Origin of the sequence: Litoreibacter albidus (assembly GCF_900107015.1) — a bacterium.
In the GTDB taxonomy this organism is placed as follows: domain Bacteria; phylum Pseudomonadota; class Alphaproteobacteria; order Rhodobacterales; family Rhodobacteraceae; genus Litoreibacter; species Litoreibacter albidus.
In genome coordinates, this window is the sequence record NZ_FNOI01000001.1 from 119738 (window position 1) to 145789 (window position 26052).

General features: G+C 61.9%; 29 protein-coding genes. 20 read left to right on the forward strand and 9 right to left on the reverse strand.

Going from position 1 to position 26052, the window contains the following annotated elements; all coding sequences use genetic code 11:
• Nucleotides 1-301: 301 nt before the first annotated feature.
• On the reverse strand, nucleotides 302-907 hold the full coding sequence (locus BLW66_RS00615) for a flavin reductase family protein (protein ID WP_089943444.1): 606 nt from the start codon (nucleotides 905-907) through the stop codon (nucleotides 302-304).
• A gap of 75 nt (nucleotides 908-982) precedes the next feature.
• Between BLW66_RS00615 and BLW66_RS00620 the strand changes: the two genes are divergently transcribed.
• Entirely contained in the window at nucleotides 983-1474 is a 492-nt protein-coding gene (locus BLW66_RS00620) for a GNAT family N-acetyltransferase (RefSeq protein WP_244508520.1), read from the forward strand.
• Nucleotides 1475-1479: 5 nt separating this feature from the next.
• A complete protein-coding gene (locus BLW66_RS00625; protein ID WP_089943447.1) occupies nucleotides 1480-2256 on the forward strand; it encodes an EcsC family protein in 777 nt (258 codons plus the stop codon).
• A gap of 161 nt (nucleotides 2257-2417) precedes the next feature.
• Here BLW66_RS00625 and ptsP read toward each other — a convergent pair whose 3' ends face one another.
• The 6 genes from ptsP to BLW66_RS00655 form a co-directional block, all read right to left on the reverse strand.
• Nucleotides 2418-4673 (reverse strand): phosphoenolpyruvate--protein phosphotransferase, encoded by a 2256-nt coding sequence (ptsP, locus tag BLW66_RS00630; RefSeq protein ID WP_089943450.1) that lies wholly within the window; start codon nucleotides 4671-4673, stop codon nucleotides 2418-2420.
• 256 nt (nucleotides 4674-4929) lie between these two features.
• Nucleotides 4930-6165, reverse strand: a complete 1236-nt coding sequence (locus BLW66_RS00635; protein ID WP_089943454.1) for an aspartate kinase — start codon at nucleotides 6163-6165, stop codon at nucleotides 4930-4932.
• 69 nt (nucleotides 6166-6234) lie between these two features.
• Entirely contained in the window at nucleotides 6235-6879 is a 645-nt protein-coding gene (locus tag BLW66_RS00640) for an SDR family NAD(P)-dependent oxidoreductase (RefSeq protein ID WP_089943457.1), read from the reverse strand.
• 12 nt (nucleotides 6880-6891) lie between these two features.
• Complete coding sequence (locus BLW66_RS00645; protein ID WP_089943461.1) at nucleotides 6892-7314, reverse strand: DUF1178 family protein; 423 nt, start codon at nucleotides 7312-7314, stop codon at nucleotides 6892-6894.
• 93 nt (nucleotides 7315-7407) lie between these two features.
• Nucleotides 7408-7884, reverse strand: a complete 477-nt coding sequence (locus tag BLW66_RS00650; protein WP_089943464.1) for an NUDIX hydrolase — start codon at nucleotides 7882-7884, stop codon at nucleotides 7408-7410.
• A gap of 64 nt (nucleotides 7885-7948) precedes the next feature.
• Entirely contained in the window at nucleotides 7949-8938 is a 990-nt protein-coding gene (locus BLW66_RS00655) for a threonine dehydratase (RefSeq protein WP_089943468.1), read from the reverse strand.
• An 83-nt stretch (nucleotides 8939-9021) separates the two neighbouring features.
• Here BLW66_RS00655 and modA point away from each other — a divergent pair, with 83 nt between their 5' ends.
• The 6 genes from modA to BLW66_RS00685 all read left to right on the forward strand — a co-directional run bounded on the left by modA (nucleotide 9022) and on the right by BLW66_RS00685 (nucleotide 14469).
• Entirely contained in the window at nucleotides 9022-9723 is a 702-nt protein-coding gene (gene modA / locus BLW66_RS00660; protein ID WP_089945589.1) for a molybdate ABC transporter substrate-binding protein, read from the forward strand.
• Nucleotides 9723-10409: a molybdate ABC transporter permease subunit gene (gene modB, locus BLW66_RS00665; RefSeq protein WP_089943471.1), complete on the forward strand. Its 687-nt coding sequence runs from the start codon at nucleotides 9723-9725 to the stop codon at nucleotides 10407-10409. The genes modA and modB overlap by 1 nt, the downstream gene beginning before the upstream one ends.
• Nucleotides 10406-11521 (forward strand): molybdenum ABC transporter ATP-binding protein, encoded by a 1116-nt coding sequence (gene modC, locus BLW66_RS00670; RefSeq protein WP_089945590.1) that lies wholly within the window; start codon nucleotides 10406-10408, stop codon nucleotides 11519-11521. Before modB ends, modC begins: the two co-directional genes overlap by 4 nt.
• Nucleotides 11522-11626: 105 nt before the next feature.
• The gene (locus BLW66_RS00675; protein WP_089943474.1) at nucleotides 11627-12541 is read left to right on the forward strand and encodes a lipid A-modifier LpxR family protein; all 915 of its coding nucleotides are present in this window, start codon (nucleotides 11627-11629) and stop codon (nucleotides 12539-12541) included.
• A gap of 157 nt (nucleotides 12542-12698) precedes the next feature.
• Nucleotides 12699-13754 (forward strand): Hint domain-containing protein, encoded by a 1056-nt coding sequence (locus tag BLW66_RS00680; protein ID WP_089943477.1) that lies wholly within the window; start codon nucleotides 12699-12701, stop codon nucleotides 13752-13754.
• 4 nt (nucleotides 13755-13758) lie between these two features.
• A complete protein-coding gene (locus tag BLW66_RS00685; protein WP_089943480.1) occupies nucleotides 13759-14469 on the forward strand; it encodes a M50 family metallopeptidase in 711 nt (236 codons plus the stop codon).
• Here BLW66_RS00685 and BLW66_RS00690 read toward each other — a convergent pair.
• On the reverse strand, nucleotides 14423-14998 hold the full coding sequence (locus BLW66_RS00690; RefSeq protein WP_089943483.1) for a TetR/AcrR family transcriptional regulator: 576 nt from the start codon (nucleotides 14996-14998) through the stop codon (nucleotides 14423-14425). The genes BLW66_RS00685 and BLW66_RS00690 overlap by 47 nt on opposite strands.
• Before the next feature lie 162 nt (nucleotides 14999-15160).
• Between BLW66_RS00690 and BLW66_RS00695 the strand changes: the two genes are divergently transcribed.
• The 9 genes from BLW66_RS00695 to BLW66_RS00735 all read left to right on the forward strand — a co-directional run bounded on the left by BLW66_RS00695 (nucleotide 15161) and on the right by BLW66_RS00735 (nucleotide 23212).
• Nucleotides 15161-15556, forward strand: a complete 396-nt coding sequence (locus BLW66_RS00695; RefSeq protein ID WP_089943486.1) for a DM13 domain-containing protein — start codon at nucleotides 15161-15163, stop codon at nucleotides 15554-15556.
• A 47-nt stretch (nucleotides 15557-15603) separates the two neighbouring features.
• Complete coding sequence (locus BLW66_RS00700; RefSeq protein WP_089943490.1) at nucleotides 15604-15981, forward strand: SPW repeat domain-containing protein; 378 nt, start codon at nucleotides 15604-15606, stop codon at nucleotides 15979-15981.
• A gap of 200 nt (nucleotides 15982-16181) precedes the next feature.
• Entirely contained in the window at nucleotides 16182-16802 is a 621-nt protein-coding gene (gene rpsD / locus BLW66_RS00705; protein WP_089943493.1) for a 30S ribosomal protein S4, read from the forward strand.
• Between the two features lie 464 nt (nucleotides 16803-17266).
• Nucleotides 17267-19234, forward strand: a complete 1968-nt coding sequence (gene acs, locus BLW66_RS00710) for an acetate--CoA ligase (protein WP_089943496.1) — start codon at nucleotides 17267-17269, stop codon at nucleotides 19232-19234.
• Nucleotides 19234-19920, forward strand: coding sequence for an adenylate kinase (locus BLW66_RS00715; RefSeq protein WP_089943498.1), 687 nt, complete (start codon nucleotides 19234-19236; stop codon nucleotides 19918-19920). Before acs ends, BLW66_RS00715 begins: the two co-directional genes overlap by 1 nt.
• A gap of 73 nt (nucleotides 19921-19993) precedes the next feature.
• Complete coding sequence (locus BLW66_RS00720) at nucleotides 19994-20530, forward strand: GNAT family N-acetyltransferase (protein WP_089943501.1); 537 nt, start codon at nucleotides 19994-19996, stop codon at nucleotides 20528-20530.
• A 53-nt stretch (nucleotides 20531-20583) separates the two neighbouring features.
• On the forward strand, nucleotides 20584-21828 hold the full coding sequence (locus BLW66_RS00725; protein WP_170833352.1) for an MFS transporter: 1245 nt from the start codon (nucleotides 20584-20586) through the stop codon (nucleotides 21826-21828).
• 83 nt (nucleotides 21829-21911) lie between these two features.
• Entirely contained in the window at nucleotides 21912-22781 is an 870-nt protein-coding gene (locus BLW66_RS00730) for a 50S ribosomal protein L11 methyltransferase (RefSeq protein WP_089943504.1), read from the forward strand.
• A gap of 77 nt (nucleotides 22782-22858) precedes the next feature.
• On the forward strand, nucleotides 22859-23212 hold the full coding sequence (locus tag BLW66_RS00735; protein ID WP_089943506.1) for a hypothetical protein: 354 nt from the start codon (nucleotides 22859-22861) through the stop codon (nucleotides 23210-23212).
• A 66-nt stretch (nucleotides 23213-23278) separates the two neighbouring features.
• On the opposite strand, the gene BLW66_RS00740 is transcribed toward BLW66_RS00735, so the two are convergent.
• Nucleotides 23279-23470 (reverse strand): DUF1127 domain-containing protein, encoded by a 192-nt coding sequence (locus BLW66_RS00740; protein ID WP_089943509.1) that lies wholly within the window; start codon nucleotides 23468-23470, stop codon nucleotides 23279-23281.
• Nucleotides 23471-23811: 341 nt separating this feature from the next.
• On the opposite strand from BLW66_RS00740, the gene ruvC reads away from it, so the two are divergent.
• From ruvC to ruvB, 3 genes are read left to right on the forward strand one after another with little or no spacing between them, the layout of a single operon-like run.
• Complete coding sequence (gene ruvC / locus BLW66_RS00745) at nucleotides 23812-24321, forward strand: crossover junction endodeoxyribonuclease RuvC (protein ID WP_089943512.1); 510 nt, start codon at nucleotides 23812-23814, stop codon at nucleotides 24319-24321.
• The gene (gene ruvA / locus BLW66_RS00750; protein ID WP_089943516.1) at nucleotides 24318-24971 is read left to right on the forward strand and encodes a Holliday junction branch migration protein RuvA; all 654 of its coding nucleotides are present in this window, start codon (nucleotides 24318-24320) and stop codon (nucleotides 24969-24971) included. The genes ruvC and ruvA overlap by 4 nt, the downstream gene beginning before the upstream one ends.
• 52 nt (nucleotides 24972-25023) lie before the next feature.
• Nucleotides 25024-26046 carry a Holliday junction branch migration DNA helicase RuvB gene (gene ruvB, locus BLW66_RS00755; protein WP_089943518.1) on the forward strand — a complete coding sequence of 341 codons (1023 nt, stop codon included), beginning with the start codon at nucleotides 25024-25026 and terminating at the stop codon, nucleotides 26044-26046.
• The last annotated feature ends 6 nt before the right edge of the window (nucleotides 26047-26052 follow it).

Below are 26052 nucleotides of genomic sequence, written 5' to 3' on the forward strand. Positions count from 1 at the left end.
GCCCCTCGACGTCGAACATAGCTCGTGGAATTCAGGGTCTCTGTTACGGGACCATCTGCATGACGCATGCGTTTAAGATGCGGGGGGCTGACATCCCCTGTTTGGCCATTCCGCGATGTGCGGCGCCGCCACCTATGTATCTGCCCCAGACGTTGGGGCGCATATTCCCCAGATCGAGATGCTTTGCCCCTGCACCGCGCCCCGCCGCTGTTCGGGGCATTTGGCGTGGTCTGACCCCAAGGGGCGGGGGCTTGCGCCCCCGCGCGCGATATTTTGTCGTCCAGCCGGGGGCCTTGCGGCTTTATTCGCCGGGGCGCGTCAGGCTGAACACGTCACGCACCTGCGTGTAGTCCTTGTAGCCCAGCCGCGCCAAAGGCTGAAATTTGGTGACGTCAAACATCCCGTCCACCATGCAGTCGTCGCGCATATGCACGCCTGTGACCTCCCCGAAGACCGCGAAGTTTGCCGCGCCGGGAAGCTGGACGATCTGCGTTAGTTTGCACTCCAGATTTGCGGGCGCATGGGCGACGCGCGCGCAGGCGATGGTGTCACACTCCGCGCGCTCAATCTCCGCCTTGGTGAACTCGTCGATGGTTTTGTCCCACGGACCGGAGGTTTCGTTCATCGCGTCGCGGGCGGCGTATTCCACCACATTCACACAGAACACACCGGTTTCACGGATGTTGGCGACGCTGTCTTTGGTGTCGCCACGGTCCGCCTTGCTGGAGGTGGAGGCGAACATCACCTGAGGCGGCACATAGGCCACCGCGTTGAAAAACGAATAGGGGGCCAGATTGTCCGACCCATCCGCCCCGCGTGTGGAGATCCAGCCAATCGGGCGCGGCGTCACGATGGCGTTGAACGGGTTATGGGGCAGGTCGTGGCCATCGGCGGGGCGATAGAACATCGAAGCGTCTCCTTCTTGGTTGCCCAAGAGGTAGCGGCATGTAGACTGCGCGAAAAGGCAAATCGGGCAGGGCAATTGGAACTTAAGGTCGAAACACCGCAAGACGGGTGGGCAGTCGAGGCATTGTATGATCTGTCCTTTGCGCCCGGACGCACGGCGCTGTCGTCGTACCGGCTGCGCGACGGGGTGCCCCCCGTGCCGGAGCTGTCGCTGGTGGCTGTTGACGACGCGGGCAACGTGGGCGGCGCGATCCGCTACTGGCCTGTGCGCGTGGGCGCGCATGAGGCGCTGCTGCTTGGGCCTGTGGCCGTCCACCCGACCCGTCAGGGCGAAGGCTTGGGCGGGGCCTTGGTGCGCGACAGCTTGGCCCGCGCAGAGGCACTGGGCTGGACACGGGTGCTGCTGGTGGGCGACGCGCCCTATTACAGTAAATTCGGCTTCCGAGAGCTGTCCGGCGTGATCATGCCGCCCCCCACCAACCCGCGCCGCGTGTTGGGGCTGTGGGATTGGGACGGCGTGCGCGGCGAGGTCACATCCTTGAAAACGGCACCAACCGACAGCATCTAAATCCTATGGATCAGACAATTTTGCCGCCGGTCACCCCTGCGGACCCGCCTTTGGACGCGCAAATCCGCGCACTTGCGACCCGCTACCGTGATGCGCGGGGCATCGGACTGAAGGTGCTGGGCGCGCTTGGCACGCAGGCCGACGGGCTGCTGGACCATTTGCCGACCTCCGCCCGTGAAGGGTTGGACGGCGCAACCCTGAAGGCGCTGGAGTACAGCTTTGAGGCGGCGGCGAAGTCGCGTGGCAAGGTGCCGGACACGGGGCACTGGATGACCCGCGCGCTGACCATCGGCACGGGGGCTGCGGGCGGCTTTGGCGGCTTGCCATCGGCGCTGGCGGAACTGCCGGTCACGACCACGGTGATACTGCGCGCCATCCAAGGCATCGCTGACGCGCATGGGTTCGACCCTTCCCATCCTGATACGCGGGCGGAATGCCTGCAGGTGTTTGCCTCTGCCGGACCGCTGGCCGAGGATGACAGCACCGACCTGAGCTTTCTGACCCTGCGCGCCAGCGTCACAGGGGCCACGGTGCACACGCTGATCAAACAGATATCGCCCAAGCTGGCGATGGTGCTGGGCCAGAAGCTGGCGGCGCAGATGGTGCCGGTGTTGGGGGCGGTCACGGGGGCCGCGATCAACTACACGTTTACCAGTTATTATCAGGAGATGGCGCATGTCAGCTTCGGGCTGCGCAAGCTGGCGGAGCAGACGGGATCAGACCGCGCGGCCTTGGTCGAGGCGTTTCGCATCGAAGTATCTACAAAAAATGAGACTCGTTAACTTTACGGTAACAAAGTTGGGGTTATCTGCAGGCGCAGCAGGCAACAAATCTAGTATCGCCTAAGGCACGAGTATGTAACCAGTTTTCCGGCAGGTTTTCCCTCTTGTCGGTATGGCCCGCCATGTGGACTTGTCCAAGTGGCGGGCTTTTTTATTAGGGCTTAGGACGGCGCACCGCGCCCTGTGAGCCAATCCATCACCGCCCCGCGCACCGACTGCGCACCAGAGGCGCGCGCGGTGTCGATCACGGCCTTTGCCTCCGCCAGATCGGTGCGGCGCAGCAGGCTTTTGACCGGCCCGATGGAGGCAGGGCGCATCGACAGCGACCGCATGCCGATGGCGGCAAAGCACATGGCTTCCACGGGGCGGCCCGCGTCTTCGCCACAAAAGCTGACGGGGGTGTTTGTCTCGTTGCAGCGGGCGACGATCTGCTCAAGGAAGGTCAGGAAGCTGACGTTCAGCGTGTCGTAGCGCTTGCGCACCCGCTCGTTCTCTCGGTCGGCGGCGAAGAAGAATTGCTTCAGGTCATTGCCACCGATTGAGATGAAATCGGCCATCTCGAAAAATTGCGTCGGCGCGAAGGCCAGCGACGGGGTTTCCAGCATCGCGCCGATCTTCACGTCGGAGGGCACGGCGTGGCCCAGATTTTCCTCGCGCTTCAGCTCGTCCAGCAGGTGCTGGCGGGCTTCGCGGAATTCATCAAACTGCGCCACGAAGGGAAACATGACTGACAGCGGCCTGCCATTCGCGGCACGGATCAGCGCTTGCAACTGCATGCGCATGACGCCCTTTTTGTCCAAGCCCACACGGATCGCGCGCCAGCCCATTGCGGGGTTCGGCTCCTCGGTGGGTTTCATGTAAGGCAGCACCTTGTCCGACCCGATGTCCAGCGTACGGAACACCACGGATTTGCCCTGCGCCGCGTCCAGTACGGAGCCGTAGATCGACGCCAATTCGGAGCGGCGCGGCACGCGGGCGCGGGTCAGGAACTGCAACTCTGTGCGAAACAACCCGACCCCTTCGGCGCCGGAGCTGACCAGCGACGGCAAGTCCGCCATCAAGCCCGCGTTCATGTGCAGCGCGACGGTTTCGCCGTCCAAAGTGGTGGCGGGCTTCTCACGGATCGACGCGTAGCGTTGCTGCGCTTGGGTTTGCATCGCGATCTTGTCGCGGAAGGCGGCGGCCACGGCGTCCTCTGGGCGCAGATGCACCACGCCTTGATCACCGTCGACCAGAATGTGGTCGCCGTTCAACGCCTCGGTGAGGATACGTTTGGTATTGATCACCAGCGGAATGGCCCACGCCCGCGCCACAATCGCCGCGTGCGACCCGACGGAGCCTTCCTCCAGCACGATGCCTTTCAGCTTCTTGCCGTAGTCCAACAATTCCCCCGGGCCGATATTTTTGGCCACAAGGATCGGGTTATCCGGCATCTCCGCGCCGGTGTCGTGGCCTTGGCCAGTGAGCAGGCGCAGCAAGCGGTTCGACAGATCATCAAGGTCGTGCAGGCGGTCACGCAGGTAGGCGTCTGGCACGCTTTCCATGCGGCTGCGGGTGGCGGATTGCTCTTTTTCCACGGCAGCTTCGGCAGAGAGGCCAAGGCCGATGTTTTCCTCCATCCGCCGCACCCAAGAGCGCGAGTTGGCGAACATGCGGTAGGCCTCAAGCACCTTCACCTGTTCTTTGTCGGCCTTCTTGCCCATGGAGCCGAGCATCTCGTCGACCGTGCCGCGCAGGGACGCCATCGCGTCCTCTAGGCGGCGCATTTCCAGATGGGGATCGTCGGCGATGGGGTTGGTGACCACAACGCGCGGTTCGTGCAGGTACACGTTGCCTTCTGCAGCGCCCTCTTGTGCGGTGCCGCCCCTGAACAGCGCTTGTTGGGTGTGGCGCGCGCTCATCGCGGCCCCTTCGCCTTGGAACGCGCCCAGTTCGGTCATCTCTGCCAGCACCATGGCCACGACCTCTAGGGCGTAAACTTCGTCTTCGGTGTAGGTGCGGGTGTCTTTGGATTGCACGACCAGCACGCCCAAGGTCTCGCCCAAGCGCTGGATCGGCAGCCCTAGGAAAGAGGAGAATATTTCCTCGCCGGTTTCCGGCATGAACCGGAAGCCTTTGGCGGACGGGGCATCAGGGGTGTTCACCGGCGTTTTGGTGCGTGCCACGCGGCCCACAAGACCCTCCCCCATACGCATGCGCGTTTGGTGGACGGCTTCTTTCTTCAGGCCTTCGGTGGCGCAGAGTTCCAGCGTCTCAGCGTCGCGAAACAGATAGATGGAGCACACATCGGTGCCCATGGACCCCGCAATAATACTGGTAATCCGATCGAGCCGTTCTTGGCCCGCGCCTTCTTCTGCGAGGGTGTCGCGCAAACGGCCTAGCAGTTTGCGGCTTTCGCTTTCTGATCTTTCGGGCAATTTCTTCGCCCCCCTTGGTGGTCTCTCTTAAAGCTATAGGGGAGTTTAACCATGAAGGGGAGGGCAGAGAATGCGTACCCTTTGCGAAAACGACGCAGGCTGGGCGATTTCACGCTTTTGGAACGGTGTCGGGGCGGCTTTTTGCGTGCCAGTTCAACGCAGTCGCCGTGAGGGCTGACGGCGGGCACCAGACACAAAAACGCCCGCGACAAAGCGCGGGCGGTGATGGATTTTTGCGGGGTGTGGGCGGGCCGGTTTAGGCTTTTTCCAACTCGAACGCGTCATGCAGGGCTTGCACGGCAAGCTCCATATACTTGCGGTCGATCAGCACCGAGATTTTGATCTCGGAGGTGGTGATAACCTTGATGTTGACGCCCTCGGCTTGCAGCGCGTGGAACATCTTGGCGGCGACACCCGCGTGGCTGCGCATGCCGATGCCCACGACGGAGACTTTGGCAACATCCGTGTCGGCCACCAGATCATGGTAGTTGATAGAGCCGGAGGCCTTGGCGTCGGCCATCGCCTTCTCGGCGCGCGCGACTTCGTTCACGGGGCACGAGAAGGTCATATCGGTGCGACCTTCCTCAGAGATGTTCTGGATGATCATATCGACGTTGACGCCAGCCTCGGACAGCGGCCCGAAGATTGCCGCGGCGATGCCGGGGCGGTCAGCGACCGAGATGAGGGTCATTTTGGCTTCATCGCGCACGAAGGCCACGCCTGAGACTACATTGCTTTCCACGATATCCTCCTCGGCACACACCAGTGTGCCCGCGTTGTCGTCCATTTCTTCAAAGCTTGATAACACCCGCAGCTTCACGCGGTAGCGCATGGCGAGTTCGACCGAGCGGGTTTGCAGCACCTTCGCGCCCAGCGACGCCAGCTCCAGCATCTCTTCAAACGCGATGCGGTCCAGCTTACGGGCCTTGTCCGAGACGCGCGGGTCGGTGGTGTAGACGCCGTCAACGTCGGTGTAGATGTCGCAACGCTCCGCCTCGAACGCCGCAGCGAAGGCCACAGCGGTGGTGTCGGAGCCGCCACGCCCCAGCGTGGTGATGCGGCCTTCGGGGCTGATGCCTTGGAAGCCAGCGACCACGGCAACTTTCATGCCCTCTTTGAACTTCGCGTCCAAATTTTCGGTCGGAATTTCCTCAATACGGGCGGAGCCATGCGCGTCTGTGGTTTTCAGCGGCACTTGCCAGCCTTGCCAGCTGCGTGCGGGCACGTCCATTTCCTGCAAGGTCAGCGCCATCAGGCCAGCGGTGACGTTCTCGCCGGAGGACACGATCGCGTCGTATTCGCGGGCGTCATACATGGGCGAGGTCTCATTGACCCAGCCCACCAGCTCGTTGGTCTTGCCGGACATGGCCGACACGATGACGATCACTTCGTAGCCCTTGGCCACCTCTACCCCCACGCGCTTTGCGGCGCGGCGGATGCGGTCGAGGTTGGCGACAGATGTGCCGCCGAATTTCATTACCAGTCTTGGCATAGGTTTTGCCCTTTGCAGTGTCGTGCCGCGTCTTACGGCGCTGTGGCGCGAAGGGCAAGAGCAGGCGCGTTAGTAGGGCATGGCCTCACCGTTCCACATCTCGAAACAGCCCGTGGTTTTCGGGCCAAGCGCGTCGAACCGCTGGACCAATCCGGCGGCGGATTGCTCTGGCGTGATCGCCGCAGCGTCGCCGCCCATGTCGGTTTGCACCCAGCCCGGATGGTAGATGCCAACTGCGACGTCGGGCGATAGCTCCACGCTGAGGTTGCGCCCGAGGTTCAGCGCCGCCGCCTTGGAGGCGCGGTAGATGAAGGCATTGCCACCGGCCCGTTCGCTGGAGCCCATCTGCGAGGAGATGATCGCGACCTTGCCGTTCGCGGCGCGCAGGTTTGGCAGTAAGGCCTCAATCGTCAGGAACACGCCCGTGACATTGGCGGCGAAGGTGTCGGCCCAAAGGTCCGCGCCGTAGCCTTCGCCCAGCGTGTGCCCCTTGTCGAGATACACACCGGCGTTGCAGATCAGCAGATCCAGCGGCGCGTCCCCCAACTGATCCGCCATCGCGGTGATGGCGGCCGGATCGGTGACGTCCAGCGCCAGCCAACCGTCCGCAGGATCGCTGCGGGTGGTTCCGGTCACATCATCGCCGCGTGCGGCGTAATCGCCGTAAAGTGCGCGTCCGATGCCGCGATTTGCGCCGGTGATCAGAACCTTCATGGGGGTATTCCTTTAGTTGGCTTTACGCGCAGGCCCGAAGGGCAGGGGCACGACGGGGACGCCGTCTTCGATCAGGGCTTTGGCGTCTTCTAGCTTGGCTTCGCCGTAGATGGAGCGTTCGGGCTTGCTGCCATCGTGCATGGCGCGGGCCTCTGTCGCGAAGTTGGTGCCGACGTTCTCGGAGTTGGCCTCCAACTGCTTGCGCAACTCGCGCACGGCTTGCTCCGCAGGGGAGGCGGGGGCGGACAGGGGTTTTTCCGGCTGCGCATCAGAGGTGCGCACGCGCGGCGCCATGATGGATTTTTGCACCTCGGGCGAGCCACAGACAGCGCAGGTGACCATCGCCGCCGCGTGAAGTTTGTCAAACGCGTCAGCCGATTGGAACCAGCTGTCAAATGCGTGGTCATTGGCGCAAGAGAGGGCGTAGCGGATCATTCGGGTTAACAAGTCCTTAAGGTGAGCGATCAGTATAGCACAAATTTATGCGCCATTGGCATGATGACAAGAACAAAGCGCCAAAAAATCTAACTAGGATTTGAGTAAGCTCGCGTCAAAACTCTTGATTATCTTGCGCAATTCCGGCTCCCGCACACGGGCGGCGGCCTTCTTCTGGCTAAACCACTTGCGCGTGCGCTCTTTGCTTTCGGGCCAGCGTTTCAAGGATTTTTGCACCTTCACCGGAAACACGGATACCGCACAGGGCAGGTCATCCGCGCCGTCCATCACCTTGGTGTAGGAGTATAGGCCCAGACAGATATTGTAGGCTTTGCCCTCCACGCCGGCCTCTTCATAGGCCTCCACGGCGGCGGCTTTGGCGGGGGGCAGGTCGTCCATCGGCCAGCCTTTGGGGATGATCCAGCGGCGCGACCCGCGCGAGGTAATCAGCAGCACTTGCGTCTCCGTGCCCTGCACCCGAAAGCACAGCGCGCCGAACTGCGTGCGCACGTCCCGTTTGTGGGAACCGGTCATCCGCAACGGCGGGTGCTTCATTTTGATTAACGACATGCTCTGCTCCGCGCGGTGCCTTTTGGCACGCTTTGGCCAATTTTAGCCGCAGACTGCGGCGAATTCAAAGGGTATCGGGACGCAGCTGCGGCGTTTGCCCCGCCATGACCTGCAAGAACCACGCGGTATCAATGTTGCCGCCGCACAGGATCACGGCGCAGGCCTTGCCTGCCATCTTGTCCTTTTCTTGTAACAGCCCTGCAAGGGGCGCGGCGCCCGCGCCTTCCGCCAGATTGTGGGTGCAGTGGTAATAGGTGCGGATGGCCTCGGCGACCTCGTCGTCGCTGACCGTGATTATACGCTCCGCGCCCTTGGCATAAATGTCGTAGGCTTCCTGTACAGGGACGCGCACGGCCATGCCGTCGGCAAAGGTGTCGGGGGCCTCTGTCTCGATCATGCGGCCCGCCTCCACCGACAGCTTGGCGGTTTGCGCGCGGTCGGACACAACGCCCACAACCTTGGTTTTAGACCCCAAGGCGTTGCGGGCCAGAATGGTGCCGCAGATGCCGGAGCCACAGCCGATGGGCACATAGATCGTATCCAGATCGGGCTGCGCGCTCAGCAACTCGAACGCATAGGTGGCGACGCCGCGCACCAGTTCCTTGTGAAACGGCGGCACGATAAACAGCCCGTCGCGTTCGGCCACGCGCACAGCCTCGGCGCGGGCCTCGTCAAAGTCGGTGCCGTGTTCAATGAGTTCGGCGCCGAAGGCCTTCATGGCGGCGTTCTTCTCCACGGAGTTGCCGTGCGGCACATAGATGCGCGCGCTTAGCCCTGCGGCCGTTGCCATGCGGGCCTGACCTTGGCCGTGGTTGCCCTTGGTGGCGGTGCAGATGCCCGGCACATCGGGGTGCGTGCGGGTCAGCCAGTCCATGAAGGTGATCGCGCCGCGCATTTTGAACGCGCCCGTCGGCCCGTGGTTTTCATGCTTCACCCATGTCGGCGTGCCGGTGCGGGCGTTCAGCAGGGGCCAGCTATACTGCGGCGTCGGGTCCATGTGGCGGTAAACGAGGGCGCAGGCGTCCTCTAGCTCGGATTTGGTAAAATTCATCATATCCGCAGCCTAGCGTGTGGACGGCGTGCTGCAAGCCGCATTTGACCTTGCGCCCGCGCGCGCATTGCCCACAATCATCCCTGATGATCCGCCGTGTTATCATAGCCTTGGCCTTGTGCCTGACCGCGTCCCCTGTGGCGGGGGATGTGGTGATCTTCGCCGCCTCGAGCCTGAAAACCGCGCTGGACGAGGTGACGGAGGGCCTGCCTGTGCGCATATCATACGGCGGCAGCGGGGTCTTGGCGCGGCAGGTGTTGCAACGCGCGCCTGCGGATATCTTTTTCTCGGCCAACGCGGTCTGGATGGACGCGGCCGAACAGGGCGGGGCCATCGCGGCGGAGAGCCGCATGGACCTTTTGTCGAACAGCTTGGTCGTCGTCGGACATAAAGCCGCTACGCTCAAAGACATGTTGGCCGGCGACGGGCGGGTGGCCACGGGGTTGGTGCGCTCCGTCCCTGTTGGGATTTACGCCAAAGCCTATTTGCAGGCGTCCGGTCATTGGGACACCATCGCGCCGCGCCTGATCGAGACGGACAGCGTGCGCGCCGCGCTGGCCCTGACCGCGCGGGGGGAGGTGCCGTTTGCGATTGTCTACGCCAGCGACGCGGTGGCGGAGCCAGCGGTGCAGGTGATCCATGCCTTGGCCGACGTGCCGGACCTGCCGATCCGCTACCCTGTGGCGCTGACCGCGTGGGCCAGGCCGGAGGCCCGCGAAGTGCTGGACGTGCTGCAATCGGACGCCGCGCGGGCCGTGTTTGCGGCGCATGGGTTCGGGGTGCCGTGATGCTGGGACTTGGGCCAGAGGAATGGACGGCGGTTTGGCTGTCGCTGCGGGTGTCCGTGGTGGCGACGCTGGCGATCTTGCCGCTGGCCATCTGGGTGGCCCATGTGTTGGCGCGTCGGGAGTTCGCGGGCAAGGGCGTGGTGAACGCATTGGTGCTGCTGCCGCTGGTCTTGCCGCCCGTGGTGACGGGGTACATGCTGCTTTTGACCTTTGGCACGCAGGGGGCCGTGGGCGGGTTTCTAAGCCACCTCGGTATCGTCTTCGCTTTTCGCTGGACCGGCGCGGCGCTGGCGGCTGCGATCATGGCCTTCCCGCTGATGGTGCGCGCAATCCGGCTGGGGTTCGAGGCCAGCGACCCGAAGCTGGAGCAAGCCGCGACCACGCTGGGCGCATCGCCGTGGCGGGTATTTTATACGATTACATTGCCCACGGCCCTGCCGTCGGTGATTGCGGGGGCTGTGTTGGGCTTTGCCAAGGCGATGGGTGAATTCGGCGCGACGATCACCTTTGTCGCCGCTATTCCAGGTGAGACGCAAACAATCCCCTCCGCAATATACGGCTTCCTGCAAGTGCCGGGTGGGGAGGGGCAAGCGGGGCGGTTGGTGCTGATCTCGCTGATCATCGCGCTGGGCGCGGTGGCGGTATCTGAATGGGTGGCGCGCCGCGTCGCGGGGCGGCGGGCATGAGCGTTTCGGTACACATCCAGCAGCGCCTTGGCGATTTCGCCCTTGATGTGGCGTTTGATAGTGAAGGCGGTGTGACCGCGTTATTTGGCCCGTCGGGCAGCGGCAAGACATCTGTGATCAATGCGATTGCGGGGCTGAACAAGCCCGACACAGGGCGCATCCATTTGGGCGGGCGCGTGCTGTATGACAGCGGCGACGGGATCAACGTGCCGCCGCACAAGCGCCGCATCGGCTATGTGTTCCAAGAACCGCGCCTGTTCCCGCACATGAGCGTGGCCCAAAATATCGAGTACGGGCGGCGCAACCAGCTGTATTCTACCCCCAACGACGGCGGATTGTCGGTGCTGGGGATCGCGCATCTGATGGAGCGCTATCCGCGCGACCTGTCCGGCGGGGAAGCGCAGCGGGTGGCGATTGCGCGCGCGTTGACGAGCCAGCCCGAAGTGTTGCTGATGGACGAGCCGCTGGCCGCCTTGGATGACACGCGCAAGGCGGAGTTCCTGCCGTATCTACAGGCCTTCGTGGCCAAGACGAGCATTCCGGTGTTCTACGTCAGCCACGCGATGAGCGAGGTGGCGCAGTTGGCCGATCATCTGGTGGTGATGCGGGAGGGGCGCGTGGCGCGGTCCGGTGCGCTGGGGCAGATCCTATCCGATCCGGCGGCGATTTCCGACATCGGAGTGCGCGAGGCGGGGGCGATTGTGACGGTCACTGTGACGCGCGCCAATGACAGCGACGGGCTTAGCGCACTGGCGACCAGCGCGGGGCGGCTGTTCCTGCCGCGCGTGCAGGCCGAGGACGGGGCGACGCTGCGGGTTCGTATCCGTGCCAGCGACGTGATGTTGTCAAAAGACAAGCCGGACGGCTTGTCGGCTCTGAATATTCTGCCCTGCACGGTGACGCAGCTGCACGAAGGGCAGGGGCCGGGGGTGGCTGTCGCCCTGCGCTCTGGCGGGGATACGTTGATGGCGCGGATCACGCGGCGGTCGGCGCGGGCTATGGGGCTTCGGGCGGGGTCGAGTTGTTATGCGGTGATCAAATCCGTCGCCGTGGCCCCAACGGACCTTGGACTGCGCGGGGGGCTGGGTGGGGGGCTGGGCGGGACGCCCTGACCCTGTTGCCAAGAAGTCGAGGCGCGGCGCGGGTGTGCCCGTGCGGACTTGTGTCCGCGCACGGCTTTGCGGATAACGGCTGTAATCCCTAACCCGAGGCCCCAGATGAATATTTTGCGCAAACTTGCCACGTCCTTGATGTTTCTAAGCGCGGCGGGTGCCGCCGCTGCTGCCGATGGCAACAGGGCGCTGGGCTGGGGCAGCCTGTTCAGCAATGACGCCTTGGGCGACGGCAAGGACCGCTGGCGCAGCGCCGCTTTGGTGGTGTCGCATGTGCGCGGCGACGGGTGGACGGGGCAACTGCCGGACCGCTTCGGTGCATTGGTTGAATACCGTTTCCGCACAGAGATGATCACGCCGGTTAATGTGGCGTCGCCAAGCGCATCGGATCGCCGGTACGTGGGCGCGTTGTCCTTCGGGGCGCATACGCATTTCCAAAAAGGCGCCACCGAGATGAGCGCCGGTTTGGATTTCGTGTTCGTCGGCCCGCAAACAAACGTGGACCAGCTGCAGGACAGCTTTCATGGGTTGTTCGAGTCTGCGTCCGTCAACGTGGACGGCTTTCAGGTGGAAAACGCGGTTTACCCGACCCTGACCTTTGAGGCGGGACGCAAGTTTGACGTCGGCGCGACGGGTGCGCTGCGCCCGTTCGTTGAGGTGCAGGCCGGTGCGGAGACCTTGGCGCGGATCGGCGCGGATGTGACGTTTGGCAGCTTCGGGCAAGGGGCGCTGATGCTGCGCGATAACCCGACGGGGCAGCGCTATTCCGGCATCGCGGGTGACGCGCCTTTGGGCACGTCTTTGGTGCTGGGCGGGGATGTGGCCTATGTGGCGGACAGCCAGTATCTGGATCAGGCGGGCATCACGCATAAAGACATGCGCGCGCGGCTGCGTGCGGGCGTGCACCAGCAGTTGCGGCGCGGCGCGGTGTTCTACGGGGTCACCTATCTGAGCGAGGAATACGACAGCCAGCCCGAAGGGCAGGTTGTGGGGTCGCTGAGCGCACGGCTGAAGTTCTGAGCAAGGCCGCTTGCGGCCTCTAGGAGAGTCCTCGGTGCAACAGATGAGCAACGTCTGTTAACGAATTGTTAATCCCAGACTATCCAGAGTCCGTTTCCCGTGCTACGGCTTAAAAAAAGACGACCATAAAAATAAAAAACTTGAGCAGGTAGCGGACATGACAACGGGCTTTCAAGGCACGTATGTCCTCACGTCAGACCAAATTCAGCTGGATGGGGCCGCATGTGCGCCGGACCAGCTGCCACAGACCGGACAGGTCTGGTCATGGCACGGGGACGAAGTGCGTCTGGATGGGGCGCATTCTCCATTGATTTTAACGGGTGAAATCGGGCGCGATGATTTGCGCCGCCGCGTGGCGCGCGTTGTGCAACGCAAGTTTGACCTGCCCGAAGGCGCAGAGCTGAGCATTGGCGACGACACCGTGCCGGGGCCGGATGGCTATGTGCTGTCGGATGGCGCGATGCGCTTCACGATTGTGCCGATCCGCCTGTCACGTATGCCTGTCGTTTTGTGGTGGTGCGTGGACGGCGTGCCGCTGGCGGGGCGCGACTACCGCGTCGCGTCGGTTCCCGGAACGCCGGAGGTGCAGCGCCGCTCCAGCGACTTTGGCGGCGACGTCATTTGCTTTACCGAGGGCACCCGCATTCGCACCCCAGACGGCGACACCCATGTGGAGCATCTGAGCGTCGGCGACATGGTTCAGACCAAAGATGACGGCGCGCAGGAAATCCTGTGGATTGGCCGCCGTCGCATGAGCGGCGCACGCCTGTACGCCATGCCGGAACTGCGCCCCGTGCGGCTGCGCGCGGCGGCGTTGGATCAAGATGTGCCGGACGAAGACCTGCTGGTTTCCCCGCACCACCGGATTTTGTTTTCCGGCGCGAACGCGCAGGCGTTGTTCAACCAGCCTGAAGTGCTGGTTTCTGCGTCGGACCTGATCAACGACCACTCTGTCTTTGTGGATCACGCGGTGAAAGAGGTGACTTACGTGCACCTGCTGCTGTCGCGTCACCAGATTTTATGGGCCAACGGCGTGGCCACCGAAAGCTACCACCCTGCCAACACCACGCTGAAGACCGTGGATGCGGGGCAACGTGCGGGGCTGCTGTCGATATTTCCAGACCTGAAGCGGGATTTGCACAGCTACGGGCCGTTCGCGCGGCGCAATCTGGATCGGTCGGAAGCGGCTATTTTGATGCACGACATGGTGTAAGCCCGTGGCCTTTGTGAAAGGCCATTGGCAGTTGATTGCGTTGGTCGCGGTGATTTTTGCACTGTGGTCAACGCCGGTGATGGTCCCCCTGAAAATACTGGTGGTTTTGCTACACGAGCTGTCCCATGGGTTGGCGGCGGTGCTGACGGGTGGCTCTATCGAGCAGTTGACGGTCTCGCCGGAGCAGGGCGGATTGGCGATCACGCGCGGTGGGTCGCGGTTTTGGACATTGACCGCGGGCTATCTGGGGTCGTTGCTTTTGGGCCTTGCTTTGCTGTTTGCCGCGTTGCGCAGCGCGGCGGACCGCGCGGTGGTGGCCGGATTGGGCGTGGCGCTGCTCATCGTGTCGGCGCTCTATCTGCGCGACATTTTCGCATTGCTGTTTTGCGTCGGGTTGGCGGCGGTGTTGCTGGCCATAGCGCGCTGGCTGGATCACCGCGCCAATGATCTGGTGCTGCGGGTCATCGGGCTGACGTCGATGATCTATGTGCCGTTTGACATTTTCTCCGACACCATCGCGCGGTCCTATTTGCGGTCCGACGCACGGATGATGGCGGAAGAGTTCGGTGGGGCGACGATACTGTGGGGCGGGCTTTGGCTGGTGCTGAGCCTTGTTGTCATTGGTGCTGCGCTACGTGGGCTTTTGGGGCGCGAGAGCAATATCGCCCTTAGCCGCGACGCAGCAGCCCCGCGACCGCCGCGCCCGCGCGGCTGAGAACGTCGAGGCGGTCCACCGAACGGGCCATGATCCGCAGGCCTACGTATTGCGTCACAAGCAAGTCCGCGAGGGCGGGCTGTTCGTCCGGCGGTATGTCGGAGGCTGCGAGGGCGGTGCTGAAGCCGTCGTGCATTTGCTGCAACGCCTGCTTTACGGCGGCGGCAATGTCTGGGTCGTAGGAGCTGGGGCCTGCGGCGGCAGAACACAGCAAGCAGCCGCGTTTGTCGCCAGCCTCCACCGCGTCGGTGATCGAGGCAAACAGCGCGTCGATACGGTCGGCCCCGTCGGGGATGCTATCGTCACCGAGCAGCGCCACGGCCTGCGCGACGGCGATTTGCTCGTATCGGTTGAGCACCAGCAGGAACAAGGAACGCTTGTCCTTGAACGCCTTGTAGAGGCTGCCGCGGGTGAGGCCCATGCCACTGAGCAAGTCCGGCAGGGACGCGCCCTCGTAACCGTGCTGCCAAAAGACATCCATCGCCTGTTCCAGCGCTTTATCGGGGTCGAATTCTCTGGGGCGGGCCATTGGGGTGTCCTGTCGTCGGTGTCAGAGGCTTCATATAGGTTCGGAACCAGATAGTCCACAATCACGCTTATGTGTTTTGAACCGATTGGTTCCTAACTGTAGGAGTGAGTCACACCGCCACTTCCGGCGGCCTGAGCTTCACACTTCAAAAGGACCAGAGCTATGACATCCATCCTCTCCAAAATTGCATTGGCCGCCGTTTTCGCGGCCGCCGTCTCCGCCCCGCTGACCGCGCAAGCAGACGTCGTATCGGGCGGCACCTTCACGGGTGCCAGCGACCACATCACCACGGGCAACGTGTCCGTGTTCAAAACCGCTGACGGCGGGGCGCTGGTTATCTTGGACAGCAACTTTTCCCTCGACGGCGCGCCCGACCCACGCGTGGGCTTCGGCAAAGACGGCGTTTTCGCCCCGTTGTCGGATCTGGGCGAGTTGCAGGATCTGGGCGGAACACAAGTCTACAAAGTGCCCGCGTCGGTGAACGTGGACGACTTCAACGAAGTCTACATCTGGTGCTTGCAGTTCGGCGTGCCTTTGGGCGTGGCTGCGCTGTCCTAAGTTAGGCCACCGTCCGTTTTCTCTGCCCCCCAAGAAAGGAAATACCTATGTCGCTTCGTTTTATTACCCCGAATATGCACGGCGTTCTGGACTACATCGTCGGCACGACCCTGATCGTCGCCCCCGGCCTGTTGGGCTTGGGCGTGTCGTCGCCGCTGGCCTTCTGGCTGTCGGTTCTGACAGGGTTGGCGGTTATCGCCATGAGCCTGATCACCGATTACCGCTTTTCAGTGGCTCAGATCATCCCGTTCTGGCTACATCTGACGGTGGACGCGGTGGCGGCGGTGGTCTTTCTGGTGGCGCCATTTGCGTTCGGCTTCGCGGGGCTGGATTTCGTGTATTATCTGGTAAATGCGGCGGCGGTTCTTGTTGTGGTGGCCTTCGGCCTGACAGAGCAACCGGAGAGCGACGCGGCAGCAGCCTAAGCGCACATTATATTCAACCAAGAAGGGGGCGGCTGTTTGGCTGCCCTTTTCGTGTCATTGGTGATTGACTCCACCCGCGCGCCTTATATAAGCGCGACTTCATTGGTGTTGGTGGCCCCCGCAAGGGGAACCCTGTCACCCCGGCAAAATCCGGGGGAAGGACAACGCCCTTCTAAAACATATAAGAAGGAGATCAGCGTATGACTAAACGTACCGCTGCCAAATACAAAATTGACCGCCGGATGGGCGAAAACATCTGGGGCCGCGCTAAATCCCCAGTAAACCGTCGTGAATATGGCCCCGGCCAGCACGGTCAGCGCCGCAAGGGCAAACTGTCTGACTTCGGTCTGCAGCTGCGCGCCAAGCAGAAGCTGAAAGGTTACTACGGCGACCTGACCGAGAAACAGTTCAAGCGTACCTACGTTGAAGCTGCTCGTGTTAAAGGCGACACAGGCGAAAACCTGATCGGCCTGCTGGAGCGCCGTCTGGACGCAGTTGTTTACCGCGCCAAATTCGTTCCAACCGTATTCGCTGCACGTCAGTTCGTGAACCACGGCCACGTCACAGTAAACGGCAAGAAGGTAAACATCCCTTCCTACCGTGTGAAAGAAGGCGACGTGATCGAAGTGCGTCAGAAGTCCAAGCAAATGGCGCTGGTGCTGGAAGCATCCCAACTGCCAGAGCGTGACGTTCCTGATTACATGGAAGTTGACCACTCCAAAATGGTAGCGACCTTCGTGCGCACACCAAGCCTGGGCGACGTTCCATACCCTGTCATGATGGAACCAAACCTCGTGATCGAATACTACGCACAGAACTAAGCGTTCTTTGCGACCAGAGTTTCAAAGGCCGCCCTTCGGGGCGGTCTTTTTCGTTTGAGGGTATGTGTGGAGCCGAGAATCGCTTTGGCAGAAGGTGTCGCCTTGCAGCGAGATGCGGCCACAAGCGTGTTGCGCAGGCGGCAGGATGCCACGCGACCATGGTCTAAGGCGGGATGAGCGGGGCGTTAAAATCGGGTGTCTTGGCGGGATGCGCGATGGATTGCTGCGACGCGGCAAGTCGATATGGGTTCGATATATTTACAAAATTTACAACCAAAAACCCCTTGCCGGCCCCACCTTGAAAAACAAATTTACAAAATTATCGTTCAATCCCCGTTGCTTGGCGGTAATTATAAAACGCGCGTGCTATAAGCCCGTTGAGGGAGTGAATTCTATTCTGTTAGAGCGCGCGGCTTAACTGCCCTAGCGTCACTTCTCTTGCACGAAATATGCGGAGGACCACCATGACGACCCCAGCCAACCCAGACACGACCTATGCCCCGGATCCGGCCTTCGCCAAGGCCGCCCATGTAGATGCCGCGGGATACGAGAAGATGTATGCCGCCTCTATGGCCGACCCGGACGCCTTCTGGGCGGAACAGGGCAAGCGTCTGGATTGGATCAAGCCGTTCACGCAGGTCTCCGACGTCGATTTCACCTTGGGCAATGTCCACATCAACTGGTTTGCGGACGGCACGTTGAACGTGGCGGCCAACTGCATTGACCGCCACCTTGCCACGCGCGGCGACCAGACGGCGATCATCTGGGAGCCGGACGATCCGAAGGACGACGCCAAACACATCACCTACAAGCAGCTGCACAAGTCGGTGTGCAAAATGGCCAACGTGCTGGAGAGCCTCGGCGTGCGCAAAGGCGACCGCGTTGTGATCTACCTGCCGATGATCCCAGAGGCCGCCTATGCGATGCTGGCCTGCGCACGGATCGGGGCGATCCATTCCATCGTGTTCGCGGGCTTCTCGCCCGATGCTTTGGGCGCACGGATCAACGGCTGTGACGCCAAGGTGGTGATCACGGCGGACCATGCGCCGCGCGGCGGACGCTCCACCCCTTTAAAATCGAACACGGACCAAGCGCTTTTGCACTGCAAGGACAGCGTGAAATGTCTGGTGGTCAAGCGCACGGGCGCACAGACAACATGGACCGAGCGCGACTACGACTACAACGAGATGGCAATGGAGGCCGACGACAGCTGCCGCCCTGCGGAGATGAACGCGGAAGACCCGTTGTTTATCCTCTACACCTCCGGGTCCACCGGTCAACCGAAGGGCGTGGTGCACAGCACGGGCGGCTATCTGGCCTACGCGGCGATGACGCATGAATACACGTTTGATTACCACGACGGCGACATCTTCTGGTGCACGGCGGATGTGGGCTGGGTCACGGGGCACAGCTACATCGTTTACGGCCCACTGGCGAACGGCGCGACGACCATCATGTTCGAGGGCGTGCCGACATATCCGGATGCGGGGCGGTTCTGGGACGTGTGCCAGAAGCACAAGGTAAACCAGTTCTACACCGCGCCGACCGCTTTGCGCGCGTTGATGGGGCAGGGCAACAGCTATGTCGAGAAATACGACCTGAGCGACCTGAAGGTGCTGGGCACCGTGGGGGAGCCGATCAACCCCGAGGCATGGACGTGGTATTACAACATTGTCGGCAAGGGCAAAGTGCCGATTGTGGACACGTGGTGGCAGACCGAAACGGGCGGCCACCTGATGACACCGCTGCCGGGGGCCACGAACCTGAAGCCGGGATCGGCGCAGCAGCCGTTCTTCGGGATCAAGCCGCTGGTGCTGGACCCGCAATCCGCCGAGGTGATCGAGGGCAACGACGTGGACGGGGTGCTGGTGATTGCCAACTCCTGGCCCGGCCAGATGCGCACGGTTTGGGGGGATCATGAGCGGTTCGAGAAGACCTATTTCAGCGACTACCCCGGCTACTACTTCACTGGCGACGGCTGCAAGCGCGATGCGGATGGCGACTACTGGATCACGGGGCGTGTTGACGATGTGATCAACGTGTCCGGTCACCGCATGGGGACGGCCGAGGTGGAAAGCGCCTTGGTGGCGCATGTTCAAGTGGCTGAGGCCGCCGTGGTTGGCTACCCGCATGACATCAAAGGGCAGGGCATCTATGCCTATGTGACCTTGATGAACGGGGTGGAGCCGACCGAGGAGTTGCGCAAGGAGCTGGAAAAATGGGTCCGCACGGAGATCGGACCGATTGCCAAGCCGGACCTGATCCAATGGGCACCGGGCCTGCCGAAAACACGCTCTGGCAAGATCATGCGCCGTATTCTGCGCAAGATTGCGGAAGATGATTTCGGCGCGCTTGGGGATACCTCCACGCTGGCGGAACCCGCCGTGGTGGATGAGCTGATTGCCAACCGTATGAACCGAAAGGACGCGTGATGGACGGGTCAACGATGTCGGACGCAGCCCCTGTTTTGATCCTGCTCGGACCACCGGGTGCCGGTAAAGGCACGCAAGCGCGCAAGCTGGAAGAAGGCTTCGGCCTTGTGCAGCTCTCGACGGGCGACTTGCTGCGCGCGGCAGTGGCCGCGGGCACGGACGCGGGCAAAGAGGCCAAGGCGGTGATGGAATCCGGCGCGTTGGTCAGCGACGAGATTGTGCTTGCGATCTTGAAGGACCGCCTGACGGAGGAGGATTGCGCCAAGGGCGTGATCCTTGACGGCTTCCCGCGCACGACAGTGCAGGCGGAGGCGCTTGACGGTCTGTTGGAAACCACGGGGCAAGGTATCGACGCGGCCATCTCGCTGGATGTGGATGACGCGGAGATGGTGACCCGCATCGCGGGGCGCTTTACCTGCAAGGGCTGCGGCGAAGGGTACCACGACACCTTCAAAGCGCCTGCAGTGGCTGGCGTATGCGACAACTGCGGCGGCACCGATATGGTGCGCCGCGCCGATGACAATGCGGAAACGGTGGCGTCGCGCCTAGAGGCTTATCACGCGCAGACCGCGCCGCTGATCGACTACTACGACAGCAAGGACGCGCTGGTGCGCGTCGATGCGATGGGCGAGATCGGCGAGATCGCAACCGAGCTGGGCGCGATTGTCGGGCAAATTTCACGTTAGCCCGCGCGGTTTTTGGGGGTAGTCTTTCAAGGGCGCATTCCGGTGCGCCCTTTTTGCAATCCAAGAGGCCGCTATGCCCCATGACCGCGAAGTAGCCACAGAGAGGCTGTATCTGACCCCGTTCGCGCCCGCGCACGCGGAGGCGCTGTTTGCGATGAATTCGGACCCAGAGGTGATGCGCTATCTTGGCCCGCCGCAGACCCGCGCGGATGTCGAGGCAAGTATCGCAAAGGTGCGCGCGCGGTGGGATGCGCTGGGCTACGGCTGGTGGGCGATTTTTCTGAAGGGTACCGACACGCTTATCGGCTCTGCCTGCGTGCAAAATCTGGCCCATAAGGAAGACGCTCCGCTGGAAATCGGCTGGCGTCTGATGACGCGCTACCACGGCCGCGGCTACGCCACCGAGGCGGGGCAGGCGGCGATGGACTTCGGATTTGAGCGCTTGGGCGTGGATTACCTGTGTGCGGTGGCAGACCTTGACAACACACCGTCCCAGAAGGTGATGCAGCGCTTGGGGATGAGCTATGTCGGGGTGCAGACGCATTATGACGTGCCCTGCGTGGTTTACGAAAAACACCGACGCGCGCGCGGGGCGGAGGTGCCCGTGTGAGGGTCGCGCTCTTTTTGCTCGCCAAGGGGAAGGCGGGGGCGTAAGTCTTCCGCATGTTTGGTGATAATATAAGACGTCTCGACTTGGACGAGGCGAAGGCGCTGCCATTTGTGCGCCAGCCCGTCTTCTTGTTGTTCCTCATGGCGTTCGCCATGCCCATTGCCTTTGCCACATGGTCGGCGCTGCTCAATAACTTTGTGATTGAGGTGGCGGGGTTCACGGGCGTGGAGATCGGCTGGCTCCACACGGTGCGCGAGATTCCGGGCTTTCTGGCCATCGGGGTGATCTTCTTGATCATCTTCGTGCGCGAGCAGGTGCTGGGGCTGATCTCCCTGATTTTGCTGGGGCTTGCGACGGGGATGACGGCGTATTTCCCGCAGTTTGGCGGCATCTTGATGCTGACGCTGCTGTCGTCAATCGGGTTTCATTACTACGAGGCGGTCAACCAGTCGCTGCAACTGCAATGGATCGACAAGGCCAAGGCGCCGCAGACACTGGGTTGGCTGACGGCGGCGGGAAGCTTTGCGTCGCTTATTGCCTACGGATTGTTGGTGCTGACGTGGAAAACCTTCGATCTGAGCTACGAGACGGTTTACCTGATCGCGGGGGGCATCACCGTGCTGATCGCGGCGTTCTGCCTGTTCTACTTCCCGCAGTTCGAGACCCCGCACCCACAAAACAAGAAGATGGTGCTGCGCAAGCGGTACTGGCTCTATTACGCGCTGCAATTCGTGTCGGGTGCGCGTCGCCAGATTTTCGTGGTCTTCGCGGCGTTCATGATGGTGGAGCGCTTCGGGTTTGAAGTCCACGAGATCACCGGATTGTTCCTGATCAACTATGTGGCCAACATGATCTTCGCGCCGCTGATCGGCCGCGCCATTGGCGTGTTCGGCGAGCGCAAAATGCTGGTGTTTGAATACGTGGGGCTGACGCTGGTGTTTTTGGCCTACGGCGGGATTTACTACTTTGGCTGGGGCGTCGTGCTGGCGGCGGGCTTATATGTGGTGAACCATCTGTTTTTCTCCATGGCGTTTGCGTTGAAGACTTACTTTCAGAAAATCGCGGACCCTGCGGACATTGCCCCGACGGCGGCGGTTGCGTTCACGATTAACCACATCGCGGCTGTCTTCCTGCCGGTGGTGCTGGGCTATATGTGGGTGTCCTCGCCCGCGTCGGTGTTCATTGCGGCGGCGGGGATGGCGGTGACGTCACTTGTGCTGTCCTTCCTGATCCCGCGCCACCCAGAGCCGGGCCACGAGACCATCTTTGCCCGCCTGAAACCCGTAGCCGCGCAATAAGCGCAGCGGCCCTGCGTCGCGGCGGGGGTTGCGTTGGGGCGGGTTGCGGCCTAATCGAACGGCAACCTTAAGGAGCCATCCCAATGCCGACATACACCGCCCTGACGACCCTTATGGGGGAACCCGCAGCCCAAGCCCTCGGCGTGGCGTTGGAAGCGCTGGAGCCTGCGCCAACGGGCGTGGGTGTGTTCGAGGTCGAAGACGGCTCCGGCCTGTGGGAAGTGGGCGGATATTTTCTGGAGCAACCCAGCGACATCGAATTGGCGCTGCTGACGGCGATGCACAATGCAAAGCCGTTTGTTGTGTCCGAAATCCCCGAAACCGACTGGGTCGCGCATGTGCGCCGTGAGTTGGCACCCGTCGAGGCGGGGCGCTTCTTTGTGTATGGCAGCCACGACGCGGACAAGGTGCCCGCCGATAAAGTGTCCTTGCTGATCGAAGCCGCAATGGCGTTTGGCACGGGCCATCACGGCACCACGCAAGGCTGCTTGCTGTCGCTGGAGGACTACGTAGCCGAGGGTGGCCGCGCGAAGAACGTGATCGACGTGGGCTGTGGCACTGCGGTGCTGGCCATGGCGGCCTCTGCGGTGTGGGGCGAGGTTGTGATTGCCTCCGATATTGACCCTGTGGCGGTGGATGTTGCCGAGGTAAACGCGCAAGCCAACGGCATGGCGGACAAGATCACCTGCCTAGAGGCGATTGGCTTTGGCCACGAACAGATTGCGGCCAAGGCGCCGTTTGACCTGATTTTCGCAAATATCCTGAAAGGCCCGCTGATTGATCTGGCCCCTGATATGGACGCCAATTGCGTGGTGGGCGGCACGATTATCCTATCCGGCTTGCTGATTGATCAGGCCGAAGAAGTGCAAGCTGTCTATGAGGGCGCCGGATTCCAACTGTCGCAAAGACGCGACATTGGCGAATGGACTGCACTCAGAATGCGTAAAAAGTAGGATTTTCCATAGGAGATCCTAAGCGGACCTGTTAGCCAAAGTTGTAAATGTGCAATTCATAAGCACTGGAAGCAGCTTTGTCAGACGTGAATAAAGACCGCTTTATAGAGCGGTTAAATGCGATTCAGCAGAAGAGCGACCCCAAGAAGCGGGTGGTTCACAAGGTCAATGATGATGGTCTTGTGGTTGAGGTGGTGAAGCCTCGCCGCAAAAAGCTTGTGCCGGTGAAGAGCATTTTGATCGGGGCGACCATCTTTGTAATCCTGAAAGGCTTCGTCTACGCGCAGTTGGGCGGTGACGAATACCAGCAGCGGATTGACTCCCTGATGAAGGGCGCGAGCGTTCAGGTCTTCGCCGCGTTCCTGCTGGATGCTGATCCCGCGACGCGGGCCGTTGCGAATGGTTTGGACAAACTGCTGCGCGGCAACTGACCCCCAGATACGAAAAAAGCCACCCCGCAGGGTGACTTTCTAACGTCTAGCCTAAGGCTACAGCCGTTAGACGTTGTAGATGTCGCCACGTGTCAAACCGATGTCTTCCAGCTCACGTGCAGTCAGCGAGGACAGGGCGTTGCGTGTTACGCGACGGTCGTTCCATGCCGCGATGGCACCGAAGAGGGAAGCGAAGAAGCCACGAGTGTCGGCGCGGACGCCTTCGTTCAGCGAGCGGGAGGTTTCATATACAGCCATGCGAGTCGTCCTTTTTTAAGAGTGCCCAATTCGTGGGCGTTTTGAGTATCTGAGGGGCAGATAGGCCCCCCTTGGGAGTCTCACAAGAAAGATTATTGCATGCCCCCTATGCGCCAAGCGCATATGTCGTAAGGTTAACGAAACCCCTTAAATATATGACGGAAACGTGACAGCCATTCGTGTCGCTATTGGTCGTTTGGGGGGCGATTTTGCCTGCCCGATGTCGCTTTTGAAACAATTGCGACATCGGGCTGTCGCAATTGGCGTATCGCTGCGCTCTTGGCAAATGTTCTTGTTTCGTGCTACTTGTGGCGAAAGAACAACAAAAAAGTAGAGCAGCGATGCGTGTGATAGGGATTGATCCGGGGTTGAGAAACCTTGGATGGGGCGTAATCGACACTGACGGGTCGCGTATTTCGCATGTGGCGAACGGAACCTGCCACTCTTCAACCGGAACGCCACTGGGGGAGCGACTGTTGAGTTTGCACGCCCAGCTGAGCGACGTCTTCGCGCTTTATGCGCCAGAGACCGCCGGCGTGGAGCAGACATTTGTGAACAAAGACGGCGCGGGGACCCTGAAGCTGGGCCAAGCCCGCGGGATCGCCATGTTGGTGCCCGCGCAGGCGGGGGTCAGCATTGGGGAATACGCGCCCAACAAGATCAAGAAGACCGTTGTGGGCGTGGGCCATGCAGATAAGACGCAAGTGGCGCATATGGTTAAGATGCAACTGCCCGGCGTGATCTTAACGGGGCCGGACGCGGCGGACGCCTTGGCGATAGCCCTGTGCCACGCCTTTCACGCCCGAACTGGCAACACATTAAGCGCAGCATTGGCGAAGGCAGGGGCATGATCGGAAAACTCACAGGGCGTCTGGACTACCGCGCGACGGATCACGTTTTGATCGACGTTGGGGGGGTGGGCTACATGGTTTACTGCTCTGAGCGCACGATGGCGGTGCTGCCCGGCCCCGGGGAGGCCGTGTCGCTGTTTACCGAGTTGCTGGTGCGCGAAGACCTGCTGCAACTGTTCGGCTTCACCACATTGATAGAGAAAGAATGGCACCGCTTGTTGATGACGGTGCAAGGCGTCGGCGCGAAGGCGTCGATGGCGATTTTGTCCACGCTGGGGCCGGACGGCGTGTCGCGGGCGGTCACTTTGGGGGATTGGAACGCGATCAAAGCGGCGAAGGGCATCGGTCCTAAGACGGCCCAGAAGGTGGTGCTGGAGTTGAAGGACAAGGCGCCGAAGGTGATGGCGATGGGCGGCAGTCTGGCCGCCGCGCAAGGCGAGGTTGTGGCCGCGCCGGAGAATGACGACGTGATAGAGGCGGTCGCACCCGCCAATGCGTCGACGCAGGCGGAGGCATTGTCGGCGCTCACCAACCTTGGCTATGCCCACGGGGATGCGGCCAGCGCGGTGGCGCAGGCGGCGGGCGAGGGTGCAAGTGACACCGCCGCGCTGATCCGCGCGGCGCTAAAGCTGCTGGCCCCGAAAGACTAGCGCGTAACGCTTGCACTGGAAGAGTGCCGACCAGTGCTGCATAGAGATATATATGAACGAACCTGACCCAACATTGCGCCCAGAACTGCGCCCCGGCGATGCGGACCGCGCCTTGCGCCCGCAAGGCCTTGACGAATTCATCGGCCAAGCGGAGGCGCGTGCCAACCTCAAGGTGTTTATCGAGAGCGCCAAAACCCGTGGCGAGGCGATGGACCACACGCTGTTTCACGGTCCGCCCGGTTTGGGGAAAACCACGCTGGCGCAGATCATGGCGCGTGAGCTTGGGGTGAACTTCCGCATGACCTCTGGCCCCGTGCTGGCCAAGGCGGGCGATCTGGCGGCGATCCTGACCAATCTGGAAGCCCGCGACGTGTTGTTTATCGACGAGATCCACCGCCTTAACCCCGTGGTGGAGGAGATCCTCTATCCGGCGCTTGAGGACTTCGAGCTGGACTTGGTGATCGGTGAAGGCCCCGCCGCGCGCACCGTGCGGATTGAGTTGCAGCCGTTTACGCTGGTGGGGGCGACCACGCGGCTGGGGCTGCTGACGACGCCGCTCCGCGACCGCTTCGGCATCCCGACGCGTTTGCAGTTTTACACCGAGAGCGAATTGCATGAGATTGTGCGCCGTGGCGCACGGATGCTGGGTGTTCCCTGTGAGGACGACGGAGCCTCGGAGATTGCCAAACGCGCCCGCGGCACGCCGCGTATTGCGGGGCGGTTGCTGCGTCGGGTGGTGGATTTTGCGGTTGTTGAAGGCGGCGGTAAGATCACGCGGGCGCTGGCCGATAGTGCGTTGACACGGTTGGGCGTGGATCATCTGGGCTTGGACGGCGCGGACCGTCGTTATCTGCGACTGGTGGCCGAAAATTACCAAGGCGGCCCTGTGGGGATCGAGACCATGTCGGCGGCTTTGTCGGAAAGCCGTGACGCGCTGGAAGAGGTGATTGAGCCTTACCTGCTGCAACAAGGTCTGATACAGCGCACCCCGCGCGGGCGGATGCTGGCGCAAAAGGCGTGGACCCATCTGGGGTTGGAAGCGCCGCAAATGCGAAACGACTTGTTTGAAGGATAGACATTC